Below are 14,158 nucleotides of genomic sequence, written 5' to 3' on the forward strand. Positions count from 1 at the left end.
ATAATGCTATCATTTTCGCAGAGGGCAGTCCGCGTATCTGCCCTCTGCCACCACTACCAACTAAAAATAATTGGAATGGTGAATTGATTCACATAAAACTCCCGATACCATTTCTTTGAATTGAAATAATACCCCGTACTCCATCTTTCATTCACTAATTGAAGTACCCGCAATGCTTCGGCATCCATTAATGGATCAAGTCCTCTCACCAACTGAAAATCTTTCATTGAACCATCTATATCCACATTGAAACTATAAATCACCCGTCCCTGCTTTCCCGTAGCCTTCATTTCGGGAGTAATTTTCAGATGAGAATTAATAAATTGCGTCAAAGCAACAGTACCACCGGGATAAGAAGAGTATCTATAAGGCTCCCAAGTGATCTTTTCCAAATCTTCCTGTGCGCATTCCCTATATAATAAATAATGCTCCAGATCCTCTTTCCAAAAACGCATAGTTAAAAAATAATCATATGGCACAGATTTTCTGTTTTTCATAGCAGGAATCAACCGGGGAAAATTAGAAAGAATACGTATGGACTCTTTATCAAAAGCCGAATGAGTACCTTTTATCACACGGATATCCACAATTTCTCCTTTTTCATTTACCGTAAAACGGCAAATAGCGACGGCTTTATCCACTTTATCGTCAGGCCAACTCATATTTCCCATAACAAGACTACGAATATCATCAGGAAAGACAGGCATGGAATCGACAAGTTGTCCTCTGCAAGATTCCAGAACTTGCTGCTGCCGCCAAATGCGGTCACTGTAAACATCAGGATTAAAAGGAATATGAAAGACGATAGTAGTATCTATATCTCTACCCGCTTTCTTTGCAGGCTGCCATTCACGCATACCCTCAATCACATCTTCGGCCGCCTTAGCAAACAAGGGGTGAGTGGCTTCAATATATTTACAACGGACAGTCCCCAAACTATCAATGCGGAGCGTACACACAGCTTCACCTGCAATATTGGCCCTTAATAAAGAATCCGGATATACGAGCTGCCACACAGCATAATCCGTAATACCTTTTACTGTAGGATAATATGGCGGGAGATTCATGTTCTTTTGTGCATAAAAAGATAGAAAGGGAAATATGCACCCTATTAATAAAAGTGATAATCTATTATTCATGCCTAAGTCAAGTTTTCACAAAATTAGCGACTACACATGATATAAACAACACCACTAACATTAATATATATAAAAGAAAGCGGAGATACCTCATCGCATCCCCGCTTTCTACATTAAATACTAACTATTAATTATTTTCAGGACGAAGTTTACGTACGGTTACAGCAGTCTGCCACATTTCGCTTTCACGCAATGCCTTCAATTCTTCTTCCAATTTTTCACGATAATCGGGTTTAGAGTTAGAATCGATAGAAATCTGAGCCTCGTTGCCAGTCTTCACACTGTGATATAACTTTTCAACTACGGGTTTGATAGCATCGTGAAATGGGGTCATCCAATCCAATGCACCGCGCTGAGCAGTGGTAGAGCAGTTAGCATACATCCAGTCCATACCATTCTTAGCAAACAAAGGCATCAATGACTGGGTTAATTCTTCTACAGTTTCATTAAATGCTTCAGAAGGACTATGTCCGTTTTCACGCAATACTTCATACTGAGCCAACAACAATCCTTGGATAGCCCCCATTAAAGAACCGCGTTCACCTGTCAGGTCAGAAGTTGCTTCACGCTGGAAAGTCGTTTCGAATAAATAGCCTGAACCGATACCAATACCCAATGCAATAGTACGTTCATAAGCCTTACCGGTTACATCCTGATAGATAGCGTATGAAGAGTTCAAGCCACGACCTTCCAAGAACATGGTACGCAGTGAAGTACCCGAACCTTTAGGAGCTACCATGATCACATCAATATCAGTAGGAGGAACTACCCCTGTACGGTCACTCCAAGTAATGGCAAAGCCATGAGAGAAATAAAGTGCCTTGCCTTGGGTCAAGTAAGGTTTGATAGTCGGCCATACAGACATAACAGCTGCATCAGATAACAGACACATTACGATAGTCGCTTTCTGACAAGCCTCTTCAATACCAAACAGAGTTTCACCCGGAACCCATCCGTCAGCAACTGCTTTTTCATATGTTTTTCCCGGACGCTGACCAACAATTACATTGAAACCATTGTCCCGGAGATTCAAAGACTGCCCCGGTCCCTGTACACCATACCCGATCACAGCGATTGTTTCATCTTTCAATACTTCACGTGCTTTTTCCAAAGGAAATTCATCGCGGATAACTACAGTTTCTGTAACGCCGCCAAAATTCAATTGTGCCATTTTAAATTATAAATTAAAAATTAAAAATTAGATTCTAAATAAATATCACCTTACTACGAACGACAACATCTGTGCCATTCTTCTTCACCTCTATATCATATTCTTTCTCCTCCACTTCCTCGCGGTAGAAACTCAATATATCACCATAATAACTCTCAGCTACATAAGCCATCTCAAAACGTTTAATCCGTTTCTCTTTAAAAAACTCTATAGGAAACAAATCGAGAATATGTTCTATATACTTAATACTGTTCACATGACCATTAATATCAATATCGCTATATCTGGTCTGGTATTCAGAAACCGGAGCTTTCTCTGTCACCTTAATACGACCGGGCTTGCTTATAGGACATTTCTTATCGCATACATAATCAATGATACTACCTCCGTGAAGCGTAAGCAGGTCAGCAGGTTTGCGAGTTTCCATACTGATCATCGCCCATACAGAACGGGCGTATCCGACAGTCTTTCCTTCCTTGTCCAAAATTGCAAAATTACGGTCTGTAAAAAGACGATAAACATTCTCTACCCATGTCTGAATACTGAAACCCTCATATTGACAGGGCATATTCTCTAACTCTACAGCTAAACGGGAAAGTACCCATGTATAATGATTCTCATTGAGCGTAGCAATTCCGAAACCCCGGTCGGCAGCATGAAAGCCGGCACAATTCAGTAAATGATTACCCAACACACTCATGGTCAACTTTCCACTGAAATCACAGTGAAAGGGTTCTGCCACAAATCTGTATGTTCCTACTTTATTCTCACTCATCATTATTCTGTTTTTTGCTGGCGATACTTTTCCTCGCGTTGGGTCAGATATTCGTTCACACGCTCGAAACAGCTGGTAGTAATGGCCACACGTCCCGAACGGACAAACTGCAACACACATCCCAATCCGCGCAACTCCTCATAAAGAGCAGTAATTTCCTCACTCATCCCATTCTTTTCAACAATAGAGAAAACCGGATTCACTTCTACAATGCGGGCACTATAACGGCGGATAACTTTAGATGCCATAGGATTCTCCTGAAATTCAGGAGTAGAAACCTTGTACAAAGCAATCTCATGCTGATAAATCTCACTATCAGTAAAATAATGTGCCTGCAAAACATCTATTTTCTTTTCAATCTGCTTCACCACTTTTTCTATCACATCCTGGGTGGTCCAAGCAGTAATAGTATATTTATGCACCCCCTTGATGGAAGATGCAGAAACATTAAGACTTTCGATATTAATTTGGCGGCGAGTAAACACTGCCGTAATCTGGTTCAGCAAACCGGCGATATTTTCTGAATGAACGATTAATGTATATAATGTCTTGTCCATAATTATTAAATTAGCATTCCAGTAACATCTGATTCACCGAGCCTCCCGGAGGTGTCATCGGCAACACATTTCCCTCTTCTATCACACAAGCTTCCAGCAGGAATGGCCCGTCAGTAGTCAACATTTCATGGATAGCAGCCTGCAATTCCTCACGCTTCATAACACGGCGGGCAGGAATCTCATATGCCTCGGCAATCTTCATATAATCCGGATTCAACATCGGAGTAAATGAATAACGATGACCAAAAAACATAGCTTGCCATTGACGAACATTACCCAAATAGTTATTGTTCAATAAAATAATCTTTACCGGTGCTTTTTGCTCCATGATAGTTCCCAATTCTTGAATATTCATCTGCAAACCGCCATCCCCCATAAATACGCATACAGTACGATCCGGGCGACCGAAAGTAGCGCCTATAGCAGCGGGAAGACCGAATCCCATCGTTCCCAATCCACCCGAAGTTACAATGCTACGGTTCTTACTGTATTTAAAATAACGAGCAGCCATCATTTGGTTCTGTCCTACATCTGTCACCAATACAGCCTCGTTGTTCGAAGCCTCACTTACCGCACGCACCACTTCACCCATATTCAACGCCCCGTCAACAGGATGAATTTCTTTACTGATAACATGTTCATATTCCGTCTTTTCATATTCAGTAAAGCTATCAATCCATTCGGAATGTTCATTCTTCCGGATAAGTTGCGTCAGCATAGCTAGCGTATATTTACAATTACCTAATACGGGTACATCCACTTTTACATTCTTATCTATTTCAGAATGGTCAATATCCAAATGAATCACCTTTGCCTGTTTAGCATATGTATCTAATTTTCCAGTTACACGATCGTCAAAGCGCATACCTACAGCAATCAACACATCACATTCATTAGTTTTGACATTGGGCCCCAGATTTCCATGCATACCTAACATTCCTTTGTTTAAAGGATGCGAAGTTGGTATAGCCGAAAGTCCCAGCAAAGTACAGCCACAAGGCATATCGGCTTTTTCTATAAATGCACGTAACTCATCTTGCGCATTACCTAACTCTACCCCCTGTCCTACCAACACTAATGGCCTTTGAGCATTGTTTATCAATTCGGCAGCCTCCTGAAGAGATTCCTTATCAGGATTAGGTTCTGGATCATAACTACGGATAAAATCAAGCTTCATCGGTTCATAATCCACCATCTCCACTTGTGCATTCTTGGCAAAGTCCAAAACGACAGGACCGGGACGTCCGCTTTTAGCTATATAGAAAGCACGGGCTACAGCCCAAGCTACATCTTCCGCACGACGAATTTGGTAACTCCATTTGGTAATAGGCTGAGTGATGCCCACCAGATCCACTTCCTGAAAAGCATCCGTACCTAAAAAGGAAGCTCCTACCTGCCCGGCAATCACCACGATAGGCGTGCTGTCAATCATAGCATCGGCAATGCCAGTAATGGTATTTGTCGCACCGGGCCCGCTAGTCACCAAACAGACACCAACCTCACCGGATACGCGGGCAAATCCCTGTGCTGCATGGGCAGCTCCTTGTTCATGACGGACCAATATATGGTTCAATGTATTTCTATGATGATATAAAGCATCAAAAGTAGGCATGATAGAACCTCCGGGATATCCGAAAAGAGTTTTCACTCCTTGATACTCCAAAGAACGCATCATCGCCTCTGCTCCTGTTATCTTTTCTTTTGCCATAATTGTTTAGTTGAGAATTGAGAATCAAAAAAATACGATGCCGGACAATCGACCAATGACAACAAATCTATTTTTTTTATTCTCAATTTTTAATTTCTAATTTAGTCAATGATTCTCACTCCTCCTTTATCTGCAGAACTTACCATACTAGCGTATGCCTTCAAGCTTTTAGGAACTTTACGGTCACGGGTCACCGCTGTCATCGGTCGAGCGGCCAATTCTTCGTCACTCAGTTTCACATTGATACTGCGATTCGGAATATCGATTTCAATTATATCACCATCCACTATTTTTCCGATATTACCACCCGCTGCAGCTTCGGGAGAAATATGCCCGATGCTTAATCCCGAAGTTCCTCCACTAAAACGTCCGTCGGTAATCAAAGCACATTCTTTTCCTAAATGCTTGGATTTGATATAGGAAGTAGGATAAAGCATTTCCTGCATACCGGGACCACCTTTCGGACCTTCATGAGTGATAACAACAACATCTCCGCTGACTACTTTTCCTCCTAAAATACCTTCACAAGCAGCATCCTGCGAATCAAACACCTTGGCAGGCCCCGAGAATTTCCAAATACTTTCATCCACTCCGGCCGTTTTCACTACGCAACCATCCTGTGCAATGTTCCCTTTCAAAACGGCCAAACCCCCATCTTTACTATAGGCATGTTGCAAATCGCGGATACAACCATTGGCACGATCTGTATCCAGTTCTTTATAAACAGCATTCTGAGAACCTAACTTTATATTGAATTTGTTTCCCGGAGCACTTGAATAAATACGTTTTGCTTCAGTATCCACTTCTTTCTTACATATATTATATTTTTCGACAGCTTCCGCCAATGTCAGGCCGTCCACTCGTTTCACATCAGTTTTCAGCAAACCACCCTTGGATAATTCTCCCAATATATTAAGGATACCACCGGCACGGTTCACATCCTGGATATGATATTTCTGTGTATTCGGAGCTACTTTACACAAACAAGGCACATGGCGTGAAAGCATATCAATATCATCCATCTTGAAATCTACTTCCGCCTCGTGGGCGATAGCTAAAAGATGGAGCACAGTATTGGTAGAACCACCCATTGCAATATCCAATGTCATGGCATTCAGAAAAGCGTCACGAGTAGCAATGTTGCGTGGTAACACGCTGTCATCTCCCTCCTCATAATATTTATAAGCATTCTTCACTATCAGAGCAGCCGCATCTTTAAACAACTGAGTACGGTTGGCATGAGTCGCCAAAATAGTGCCATTCCCCGGAAGCCCCAGACCAATAGCCTCATTGAGGCAATTCATGGAATTAGCCGTAAACATACCCGAACAGCAACCACAGCCAGGACACGCATTATTTTCAATTTGAGCCACATCCTCATCGCTGACCGATGCATCAGCAGATTTAATCATGGCGTCTATCAAATCAAGATGCTGGTTATTCCATTCTCCCGCTTCCATAGGACCACCCGATACAAAAACAGCCGGTATGTTCAGTCGCATGGCAGCCATCAGCATACCTGGAGTGATTTTGTCACAATTACTGATACACACCATTGCATCCGCCTTGTGAGCATTCACCATATATTCCACGCTGTCGGCAATGATATCACGACTGGGCAGTGAATACAGCATACCATCGTGTCCCATAGCTATTCCGTCATCAATGGCAATCGTATTGAATTCTGCTGCAAAACATCCCAATTTTTCAATCTCAACTTTCACCTGCTGACCTATTTCATGCAGATGGGTATGTCCCGGAACAAACTGTGTAAACGAATTTACTATGGCTATAATGGGCTTGCCCATCATTTCTTTTTTCATGCCGTTAGCCACCCATAAAGCTCTCGCTCCTGCCATACGGCGACCCTGTGTGCTAAACGAACTGCGTAACTGATTCTTCATCTTATTCTAAATCTATAACGTCCTATACTTATTGAAAAAGCCTTCCTCACCATGTGAGAAAGGCTTCCAATTATTTCTTTATATGTACAACTACACATACACAACCTTTCTCACGCTCCTAGTGTGACCACCACGACGCGAATAATATGCAGGACTGCTAGGTTATTTAGAGTAGTAATATTCATATATCTGTTTTCTTTGTTTCTTTAACGACTGCAAAGGTAAGGCGTTTTTCGTAACAAACAAATAAAATGAAGATTTTTTTTCTTATAAATTATTATTCGTAACTAAATCGAGCTTTAAACAATCATTTTATCACAAATATACACTGTATCTTCCAACGGATAAATAAAAAAGAGAATGCATTGGTTTGCATTCTCTTTTCAGTTCATTTATTTCATTTTATAAATTTACTTATTCGCCACATCTTCCATATAGGAATCCAACCCCTTGTTTTTCAATGTAACATTCAACAACTGTACATACTTCTTGTACTGCTCATTTGTCAATGTACGTTTCATCAGTTTGAAGTTTCCATATACGGCTTCACGCAATTTTTTACCTTGTTTAGCTTCTTTTGCGTAGCTTGCGCTTTGTACTTTGTCAGCAAAATAATCAGAAATATTAGCAACTTCCTCCATCTGACGTGCATCCAAATTCAAATATTTGCTCAACTTTGCGACGTTAACATCTACCTTCCAATCTTTACCTTCTACTTTTTCTCCTGCAAAACTTGTAGCTGACATTCCTAATGCCACTACAACCAACAATACTAAACGTTTCATAATACCTAAAATTTTAATTTGTTAAACCTAAAAACAATTTATTTAGTACCTAAGAACTAAATAATACCTTTTAAAAACAATCTCGTTATCTCTTTCTCTTTACACTGCAAATATAACAACATGCTTTACGACATGTTGTCATATATCCGTTAATTAAAGCAAAAATCTATCAAGGCGAGCGGTTAATTGATTTATATCAAGAATCAAACGCAATCAAAAGCGCATTTATAGTATCATAATAACAAATTTATGTAATATAAACGTAATAACAAAGGATTAAGGGGAATTAATTCGTATCTTTGCCAACAAAAAACTTACGTAAATAGTTTATATTACATTATTATAATAAGAAAACATGGAAAATAAGTACATCACCGTAGCATACAAACTTTATGTAATGCAGGACGGCCAGAAAACATTGGTAGAAGAAGCAACTGTAGAACATCCTTTCCAATTCATATCCGGATTAGGAACCACACTGGAACGCTTTGAAACAGAAATAACAGCCTTAAAGAAGGGTGACAAATTTAAATTTGTCATTCCTACCGCAGAAGCCTACGGAGAATATATGCCCGAAGGTGTGCGCACTGTATCTAAAGATATGTTCACCATTGATGGTGTTTTTGATGAAGAACGCATCTTCCCGGGAGCTGTCATTCCCTTACAGGACAATGAGGGACATCACTTCTACGCTACCGTAAGCGAAGTAACCAATGACACTGTAACTGTAGATTTGAACCATCCTCATGCAGGTAAAGATCTCACTTTTGAAGGTGAAGTAGTAGAATCCCGCACAGCCACTAATGAAGAAATTCAGGAAATGGTAAAAATGATGAGTGGAGAAGGATGCGGCTGTGGTTGTGGTGACTGCGGAGAAGGATGCGGTGATGAAGGTGGATGCGGATGCGGACATTGTCATTAATTTCGTTAAACAATAGATAAAGAAGAGGACGGAACAAAACATCCGCCCTCTTTTTATTATTGATAACGAAACAATACTGATTGGCAGCTTCAGTGTTTCTTCAAACATTTCAAAAAAAAGAACTTGAAGTTTTCAAAAAAGATCTAGTTCTTTTCTATTAAACATCTAGTTCTTTTAAAAAAAGAACTAGACCTTTTTTAAAAACGTCCGGTTCTTTTTGACTATAGGACCGGTTATCTTGATTCATAGGCGAAACAAATGCATTTAGCTGGGTAATAAACACATTTTTCTTCTATTGCAAGACACAGATAATAAGACTAAAGAATAACATAATGTAACAAAGAAGTTAAAAATGAACAGAGAGAATGCCAAACCGTTTGCCCATTCCAAACACTATCTGTATTTTTGGCAGAAATATTCTGATCAAATGAATGAGAATGTCCTTGCCAAATTGAAAATACTCGCAGAATCTGCTAAATATGATGTTTCCTGCTCTAGTAGTGGGACCGTGCGCCGTAACCAATCCGGCGCATTGGGAAACACCGTAGGCGGCTGGGGGATATGCCATAGCTTCGCCGAGGACGGTCGTTGCATATCCTTGCTGAAAATAATGCTGACCAATTATTGTATCTATGACTGTGCCTATTGTATCAATAGAAGAAGCAATGACATTCCCCGCGCCACGCTTTCGGTAAGCGAACTGGTAGACCTCACCATCGAATTCTACCGACGCAACTATATAGAAGGGCTTTTCCTCAGTTCCGGCGTTGTACGCAATCCTGATTACACCATGGAAAGGTTGGTACGTGTTGCCAAAGACCTGCGGTTAGTACACAAATTCAACGGATATATTCACCTGAAAAGTATCCCCGGAGCCAGTCGCGAACTAGTCAATGAAGCCGGACTCTACGCCGACCGTCTCAGTGTAAACATAGAAATTCCCAAAGAAGAGAATCTGAAATTACTGGCTCCCGAAAAAGATCACAAAAGTGTATACCAACCCATGCGCTATATCCAGCAGGGAATACTTACCAACAAAGAAGACCGAAAAAAATTCCGCCATATTCCACGCTTCGTTCCTGCCGGACAAAGTACGCAGATGATTGTCGGTGCCACAACCGAATCAGACAAAGACATCCTTTATCTTTCTTCTTCACTCTACCAACACCCCACCATGAGGCGCGTCTACTACTCTGGATATATATCCGTAAATACATACGACAAACGGCTTCCGGCACTGAAACAGCCGCCATTGGTACGTGAGAACCGTTTGTATCAAGCCGACTGGCTGTTACGTTTCTATCAATTTAAAGTAGAAGAAATAGTCGATGACTCCTATCCTGATCTAGATTTGGAAATCGACCCCAAATTAGGTTGGGCATTACGGCATCCAGAACAATTTCCTATAGATATAAACCAGGCAGATTACGAAATGATTCTCAGAGTACCGGGTATCGGAATCAAATCGGCAAGACAAATCATCGCGTCACGCCGCTTCTCAAAACTGGGATTCTATGAACTGAAAAAAATAGGTGTAGTGATGAAAAAAGCGCAATACTTCATAACCTGCAACGAACTCCCCACCCGGACTGTTAATGAACTAACTCCGACAGGAGTACGCAGACTGTTAGTACCCAAACCCAAAAAGAAAGTGGACGAACGCCAATTAATACTAAACTTTACTGATAACAAATGATTCTGTTTATCTATGACCATACATTTGAAGGCTTGCTGACTTGCATTTTCGATGCTTACTTCCGCAAAACCTTTCCTGACTTGCTCTTGATGGAAGGCGAGCCGCTACCCTTGTTTTACAATGAAGCCATACACATAGCCACTGATGAAGAGAAAGCCGGACGCGTGTGGCGCGGATTACAGAAAAAAATCTCCAAGCATGCCCTTTTCAGCTTGACCTGCTGCTGGTTATCAGAATTACCAAAGGTGGACGAAATGCTTTTCCACTATATCCAGAAGGCCATAAACTCTCCTCATTCTATTGAGACCAACTTTGCCGATCCTGATGTGCTGGAGCTTGCGAAAATCTATAAAAGAGTAGATGGAGAACGAGTACACCTCATGCAGTTCGTCCGTTTCCAAAAAGCAGCGGACGGAACTTTCTTTGCAGCCGTAAAACCTCAATTCAACGCACTGCCACTGGCTGTGGATCATTTCAAAGACCGTTTTGCCGACCAGCGTTGGCTCATTTATGATGTGAAGCGACAATATGGGTATTACTATAATCTAACAGAGATGGAAGAAGTAACATTTGAAGATCCCCGCCAAGCACATCTGGTCACAGGAATGCTAAATGAAACATTGATGGACAACAATGAGAGATTATTTCAGGAACTTTGGAAAACATATTTCAAGTCCATTTGTATCAAAGAACGTTGGAATCCCCAAAAACACCGGCAAGATATGCCTGTCAGGTATTGGAAATATCTGACGGAGAAACAATAAACAGTTCTTCCGGATATCCCACATCTACTAAAAACAAGGCATGTCCCGGCACAGAACTACCGGCACTACAACGATCTTTATTCTCTATCACCTTCCTGAACCCATCTAAAGTCATTTTACCACGCCCCACTTCCACCAGCGTACCTACCACAGCCCTTACCATATTCCGTAAAAAACGGTCGGCTTTAATAGTAAATACCCATTCTGTTCCACTCACCCGCGTCCATTCAGCATACATAATCCGGCAATTATTCGTCTTCACATCAGTATGCAATTTACTGAAACTGGTAAAATCAGTATAATCAAACAATACACGGGCAGCCTCATTCATTTTCTCAAAATCCAATGAATTAAAAAGCCTCCAAGCATAATGACGGTTAAACGGATCTTTCCGGATAGTCACATAATACTTATAAGTACGATAAGTCGCGTCAAAACGGGCATGCGCATCATCCTTCACCCGCTTCACATCGTAAACCGCTATATCGGAAGGAAGCAAGCGATTCAATTTCTCCGTTATCTGAACACAATCCAACTCCTGGTCATAATCAAAATGCGCGACCATGAGACGTGCATGCACGCCGGCATCAGTACGTCCTGCTCCCACTACCTCTATTTCTTGACGGAGAAAAGTAGAAAAAGCACGCATTAATGTTTCCTGTACACTGTCACCATTGGGCTGAATCTGCCAACCGTGATAATTTGTCCCATCATAAGCCAAATATATGAAATACCGCATCGTAAAGCCTCTAACCAAGTGAAAATTCAATAATTCAGCGGGCTGTTATATGAAAACATCCCTGTTTCAACTCATATTTGATATAGCATTTGTCCGACTTCCGAAGATCACGGAGTACCTCGGCCAATACCAACTTCAGCGTATCCGGACTAACATCCTGCATAGGACGTCCATCCGGATCTTCCACCTTACAAAACCGACGGTAACTGACATCGAAAGTTGTCCCAAAAGCATGAGCTGAATTAGCAGAAGCATTTCCATTGCGACGACGAAGACGTTTCACATCATCTGCCGTACGAAGTACAGAAGTAACAATGATTTGATTAGGATTCAATCCTTTGCAACTCAATGAATCCAAAAAATTGGCTCCTATTGTATCCAATAACGCACTAGCTTGCGGAATCAGAAAAGGAATGGAGTGAGTCAGCGAATCCATAGCATAACGCTCACAAGGTTTTATCTGGACCAATTTACCACCCAATCCCTCTGCTTCCGAACGAGAAGCCAACGGGCGAATTCCTATTTTCTTCGCTACACTGAGATGAGTATCATTCAAATCACCGAAACTACGTTTATAGCTAATTACACCTTTTATATTATGAGGCTCATTCATCTTCATGGACATATCTTTTTCCTTGCAACCGGAAGAAACTGTCAAGGAAAACAAAAGTGACAATAGCGTGCAACATGCACCTTTCATACAATTCATAATCTAACTATCTTTTCAAATTCCTCGCAAAGATAGATTAAAATCCTTTTTCTGAAAAAGCTTATGCAAATAAATTGCCCGGAAAATAAGAACAATGAAAACCTTTCATTAAATTTGCACCCTATAAACAAGTACGTAAAGTACCTAAACTAGTTAAATGATAGAAAAACATATAGTTTTAGAGGATATTGATCCTGTTATATTTTATGGCGTAAACAACGTCAATATGAAAATGATACAAGCTTTGTATCCCAAATTAAAAATTGTGGCACGTGGAAATGTCATCAAAGTATTGGGAGACGAAGAGGAAATGTGTGCTTTTGAAGAGAATATATTGGCTTTGGAAAAGCATTGCGCCCAGTATAATTCACTGAAAGAAGAAGTGATTTTAGATATAGTGAAAGGTCGTTCACCCCAAATAGAGAAAACAGGGGATACTATTGTATTCAGTGTAACAGGAAAACCGATCGTCCCCCGTAGTGAGAACCAATTGAGGCTGGTACAAGAATATGAGAAGAACGATATGCTGTTCGCTATCGGTCCCGCAGGTTCAGGAAAGACCTATACCGCTATTGCCCTTGCTGTCCGTTCTCTGAAAAACAAAGAAATCAAAAAAATTATTTTGAGCCGTCCAGCTGTAGAGGCAGGAGAAAAACTCGGATTTTTACCCGGTGATATGAAAGATAAGATTGACCCTTATCTACAACCACTATATGACGCATTACAAGATATGATTCCCGCCGCCAAGCTAAAAGAATATATGGAACTGAATGTGATTCAAATTGCCCCATTGGCATTTATGCGCGGACGCACCTTGAATGACGCTGTAGTGATATTGGACGAGGCTCAAAATACCACCACCCAGCAAATTAAAATGTTCCTCACTCGTATGGGGATGAACACCAAAATGATTGTAACAGGTGACATGACACAGATAGACTTACCATCTTCACAAACTTCGGGATTGATACAAGCACTAAAAATTCTGAAAGGCGTGAAAGGAATCAGTTTCATCGAACTCAACAAGAAGGACATTGTACGGCACAAACTGGTTACCCGCATTGTGGAAGCATACGAGAAGTTTGAAGAAAAACAGAAAACCCTTCATTCATGCCATTCTGGACGAAGTGAAAAATCTGAAAACATAAAACGAATTTATTGATTTTAATTATAAATAAAGACATGAGTAAAGCATTAACAAGAACAGACTTTAACTTTCCGGGACAGAAAAGTGTGTACCACGGCAAAGTGCGTGATGTATACAACATCAATGACGAAAAGTTAGTAAT

At 40.9% G+C, this 14,158-nt stretch carries 13 protein-coding genes and 1 pseudogene; 5 read left to right on the forward strand and 9 right to left on the reverse strand.

The genetic code is table 11. The features are described 5' to 3' along the window. Nucleotides 1-53: 53 nt before the first annotated feature. The 7 genes from AB5935_RS11465 to AB5935_RS11495 all read right to left on the reverse strand — a co-directional run bounded on the left by AB5935_RS11465 (nt 54) and on the right by AB5935_RS11495 (nt 8,039). Complete coding sequence (locus tag AB5935_RS11465; RefSeq protein WP_038609085.1) at nt 54-1,139, reverse strand: energy transducer TonB; 1,086 nt, start codon at nt 1,137-1,139, stop codon at nt 54-56. Nucleotides 1,140-1,266: 127 nt separating this feature from the next. Then, on the reverse strand, nt 1,267-2,310 hold the full coding sequence (gene ilvC / locus AB5935_RS11470) for a ketol-acid reductoisomerase (protein WP_007837725.1): 1,044 nt from the start codon (nt 2,308-2,310) through the stop codon (nt 1,267-1,269). Nucleotides 2,311-2,344: 34 nt separating this feature from the next. After that, on the reverse strand, nt 2,345-3,088 hold the full coding sequence (locus AB5935_RS11475; RefSeq protein WP_007837723.1) for an acyl-[acyl-carrier-protein] thioesterase: 744 nt from the start codon (nt 3,086-3,088) through the stop codon (nt 2,345-2,347). Further along, a complete protein-coding gene (gene ilvN / locus AB5935_RS11480) occupies nt 3,088-3,642 on the reverse strand; it encodes an acetolactate synthase small subunit (RefSeq protein WP_007837721.1) in 555 nt (184 codons plus the stop codon). Before ilvN ends, AB5935_RS11475 begins: the two co-directional genes overlap by 1 nt. A gap of 10 nt (nt 3,643-3,652) precedes the next feature. Further along, the gene (gene ilvB / locus AB5935_RS11485; RefSeq protein WP_007837719.1) at nt 3,653-5,350 is read right to left on the reverse strand and encodes a biosynthetic-type acetolactate synthase large subunit; all 1,698 of its coding nucleotides are present in this window, start codon (nt 5,348-5,350) and stop codon (nt 3,653-3,655) included. Nucleotides 5,351-5,451: 101 nt separating this feature from the next. After that, nucleotides 5,452-7,254, reverse strand: a complete 1,803-nt coding sequence (ilvD, locus tag AB5935_RS11490; RefSeq protein WP_008673138.1) for a dihydroxy-acid dehydratase — start codon at nt 7,252-7,254, stop codon at nt 5,452-5,454. 410 nt (nt 7,255-7,664) lie between these two features. Then, entirely contained in the window at nt 7,665-8,039 is a 375-nt protein-coding gene (locus tag AB5935_RS11495; protein ID WP_005848211.1) for a hypothetical protein, read from the reverse strand. Nucleotides 8,040-8,394: 355 nt separating this feature from the next. Between AB5935_RS11495 and AB5935_RS11500 the strand changes: the two genes are divergently transcribed. The 3 genes from AB5935_RS11500 to AB5935_RS11510 all read left to right on the forward strand — a co-directional run bounded on the left by AB5935_RS11500 (nt 8,395) and on the right by AB5935_RS11510 (nt 11,421). Further along, nucleotides 8,395-8,961 (forward strand): peptidylprolyl isomerase, encoded by a 567-nt coding sequence (locus AB5935_RS11500; RefSeq protein WP_007837717.1) that lies wholly within the window; start codon nt 8,395-8,397, stop codon nt 8,959-8,961. A gap of 427 nt (nt 8,962-9,388) precedes the next feature. Continuing rightward, a complete protein-coding gene (locus tag AB5935_RS11505; RefSeq protein WP_038612226.1) occupies nt 9,389-10,657 on the forward strand; it encodes a putative DNA modification/repair radical SAM protein in 1,269 nt (422 codons plus the stop codon). Next, a complete protein-coding gene (locus AB5935_RS11510) occupies nt 10,654-11,421 on the forward strand; it encodes a TIGR03915 family putative DNA repair protein (RefSeq protein WP_007837714.1) in 768 nt (255 codons plus the stop codon). Before AB5935_RS11505 ends, AB5935_RS11510 begins: the two co-directional genes overlap by 4 nt. Here the strand turns inward: AB5935_RS11510 and truA are convergent. Together truA and AB5935_RS11520 are read right to left on the reverse strand one after the other, a co-directional pair. Beyond that, nucleotides 11,387-12,160 carry a tRNA pseudouridine(38-40) synthase TruA gene (truA, locus tag AB5935_RS11515; RefSeq protein WP_007837713.1) on the reverse strand — a complete coding sequence of 258 codons (774 nt, stop codon included), beginning with the start codon at nt 12,158-12,160 and terminating at the stop codon, nt 11,387-11,389. The genes AB5935_RS11510 and truA overlap by 35 nt on opposite strands. Nucleotides 12,161-12,194: 34 nt before the next feature. Beyond that, entirely contained in the window at nt 12,195-12,869 is a 675-nt protein-coding gene (locus tag AB5935_RS11520; RefSeq protein WP_005848222.1) for a DUF5715 family protein, read from the reverse strand. A 157-nt stretch (nt 12,870-13,026) separates the two neighbouring features. Here AB5935_RS11520 and AB5935_RS11525 point away from each other — a divergent pair, with 157 nt between their 5' ends. Both AB5935_RS11525 and AB5935_RS11530 read left to right on the forward strand, forming a co-directional pair. After that, on the forward strand, nt 13,027-14,031 hold the full coding sequence (locus AB5935_RS11525) for a PhoH family protein (protein ID WP_007845212.1): 1,005 nt from the start codon (nt 13,027-13,029) through the stop codon (nt 14,029-14,031). 20 nt (nt 14,032-14,051) lie between these two features. Further along, nucleotides 14,052-14,158: pseudogene (locus AB5935_RS11530) on the forward strand (phosphoribosylaminoimidazolesuccinocarboxamide synthase); the annotation flags it as partial.

Source organism: Phocaeicola sp. RTP21198st1_B8_RTP21198_201120, from assembly GCF_040929485.1.
Taxonomy (GTDB): Bacteria; Bacteroidota; Bacteroidia; order Bacteroidales; family Bacteroidaceae; genus Phocaeicola; species Phocaeicola dorei.

Coding starts and splice junctions, on each gene's coding strand:
- AB5935_RS11465 (WP_038609085.1), bottom strand. CDS start 1,139: ATGAATAATAGATTATCACTTTTATTAATAGGGTGCATATTTCCCTTT.
- ilvC (WP_007837725.1), bottom strand. CDS start 2,310: ATGGCACAATTGAATTTTGGCGGCGTTACAGAAACTGTAGTTATCCGC.
- AB5935_RS11475 (WP_007837723.1), bottom strand. CDS start 3,088: ATGATGAGTGAGAATAAAGTAGGAACATACAGATTTGTGGCAGAACCC.
- ilvN (WP_007837721.1), bottom strand. CDS start 3,642: ATGGACAAGACATTATATACATTAATCGTTCATTCAGAAAATATCGCC.
- ilvB (WP_007837719.1), bottom strand. CDS start 5,350: ATGGCAAAAGAAAAGATAACAGGAGCAGAGGCGATGATGCGTTCTTTG.
- ilvD (WP_008673138.1), bottom strand. CDS start 7,254: ATGAAGAATCAGTTACGCAGTTCGTTTAGCACACAGGGTCGCCGTATG.
- AB5935_RS11495 (WP_005848211.1), bottom strand. CDS start 8,039: ATGAAACGTTTAGTATTGTTGGTTGTAGTGGCATTAGGAATGTCAGCT.
- AB5935_RS11500 (WP_007837717.1), top strand. CDS start 8,395: ATGGAAAATAAGTACATCACCGTAGCATACAAACTTTATGTAATGCAG.
- AB5935_RS11505 (WP_038612226.1), top strand. CDS start 9,389: ATGAATGAGAATGTCCTTGCCAAATTGAAAATACTCGCAGAATCTGCT.
- AB5935_RS11510 (WP_007837714.1), top strand. CDS start 10,654: ATGATTCTGTTTATCTATGACCATACATTTGAAGGCTTGCTGACTTGC.
- truA (WP_007837713.1), bottom strand. CDS start 12,160: ATGCGGTATTTCATATATTTGGCTTATGATGGGACAAATTATCACGGT.
- AB5935_RS11520 (WP_005848222.1), bottom strand. CDS start 12,869: ATGAATTGTATGAAAGGTGCATGTTGCACGCTATTGTCACTTTTGTTT.
- AB5935_RS11525 (WP_007845212.1), top strand. CDS start 13,027: ATGATAGAAAAACATATAGTTTTAGAGGATATTGATCCTGTTATATTT.